The 1,570-nt window shown below is 53.2% G+C and carries 1 rRNA gene; it reads right to left on the bottom strand.

What is annotated here, in order from left to right:
• Positions 1-76 precede the first annotated feature (76 nt).
• Positions 77-1,565, bottom strand: a 16S ribosomal RNA gene (locus AACW45_RS03915).
• Between the last annotated feature and the right edge of the window lie 5 nt (positions 1,566-1,570).

The raw sequence follows: 1,570 nt of genomic DNA, 5'->3' as shown, positions 1-1,570 counted from the left end.
CGACCGACCTAGAGTAGACCATCTCATTATCTATTTGCTTTTTGCTTTCGATATTTGAGTTGGGTAGGTCTCCCTAAAAGGAGGTGATCCAGCCACACCTTCCGGTACGGCTACCTTGTTACGACTTCACCCCAGTCACCAGCACTGCCTTAGGCATCCTCCTCCTCGAAAGGTTGGAGTAATGACTTCGGGCGTTGCCAGCTTCCATGGTGTGACGGGCGGTGTGTACAAGGCCCGGGAACGAATTCACTGCAGTATGCTGACCTGCAATTACTAGCGATTCCGACTTCACGCAGGCGAGTTGCAGCCTGCGATCTGAACTGAGCTACGGTTTATGAGATTTGCTTGCTATCACTAGCTTGCTGCCCTTTGTCCGTAGCATTGTAGTACGTGTGTAGCCCAAGACGTAAGGGGCATGCTGACTTGACGTCATCCCCACCTTCCTCCGGTTTGTCACCGGCAGTCTCTCTAGAGTGCCCAACTTAATGCTGGCAACTAAAAACGAGGGTTGCGCTCGTTGCGGGACTTAACCCAACATCTCACGACACGAGCTGACGACAGCCATGCACCACCTGTGTTCGCGCTCCCTAAGGCACCCTCTCCTTTCAAAGAGGTTCGCGACATGTCAAGTCTTGGTAAGGTTCTTCGCGTTGCATCGAATTAAACCACATACTCCACCGCTTGTGCGGGCCCCCGTCAATTCCTTTGAGTTTCACACTTGCGTGCGTACTCCCCAGGCGGGATACTTAACGCGTTAGCTCCGGCACGGCTCGGGTCGATACAAGCCACGCCTAGTATCCATCGTTTACGGCTAGGACTACTGGGGTATCTAATCCCATTCGCTCCCCTAGCTTTCGTCCCTCAGTGTCAGTACAGGCCTAGCAGAGCGCTTTCGCCACCGGTGTTCTTCCTGATCTCTACGCATTTCACCGCTACACCAGGAATTCCCTCTGCCCCGAACGTACTCTAGCTATGTAGTTTCCACCGCTTTTATTTGGTTAAGCCAAACTCTTTAACAGCAGACTTTCATTGCCACCTGCGGACGCTTTACGCCCAATCATTCCGGATAACGCTTGCATCCTCCGTATTACCGCGGCTGCTGGCACGGAGTTAGCCGATGCTTATTCCTCAGGTACCGTCATTGCATTCTTCCCTGAGAAAAGAGGTTTACAACCCAAGAGCCTTCCTCCCTCACGCGGTATTGCTCCGTCAGGCTTTCGCCCATTGCGGAAAATTCCCCACTGCTGCCTCCCGTAGGAGTCTGGGCCGTGTCTCAGTCCCAGTGTGGCTGATCGTCCTCTCAGACCAGCTACTGATCGTCGCCTAGGTGCGCTCTTACCACACCTACTAGCTAATCAGACGCGAGCTCATCTTCAGGCAGCAAGCCTTTTACCTTTCGGCACATCCGGTATTAGCAGCCGTTTCCAACTGTTGTCCCCGACCTGAAGCTAGATTCTCACGCGTTACTCACCCGTCCGCCACTATCTCCGAAGAGACCGTTCGACTTGCATGTGTTAAGCATACCGCCAGCGTTCATCCTGAGCCAGGATCAAACTCTCCATTTTGTTGA

This window comes from Calothrix sp. FACHB-168, assembly GCF_963889195.1.
Classification (GTDB): domain Bacteria; phylum Cyanobacteriota; class Cyanobacteriia; order Cyanobacteriales; family Nostocaceae; genus Aulosira; species Aulosira anomala_A.
The sequence above is the reverse complement of the archived record's forward strand: the minus strand, read 5'-3'. Positions and strand labels throughout refer to the sequence as shown.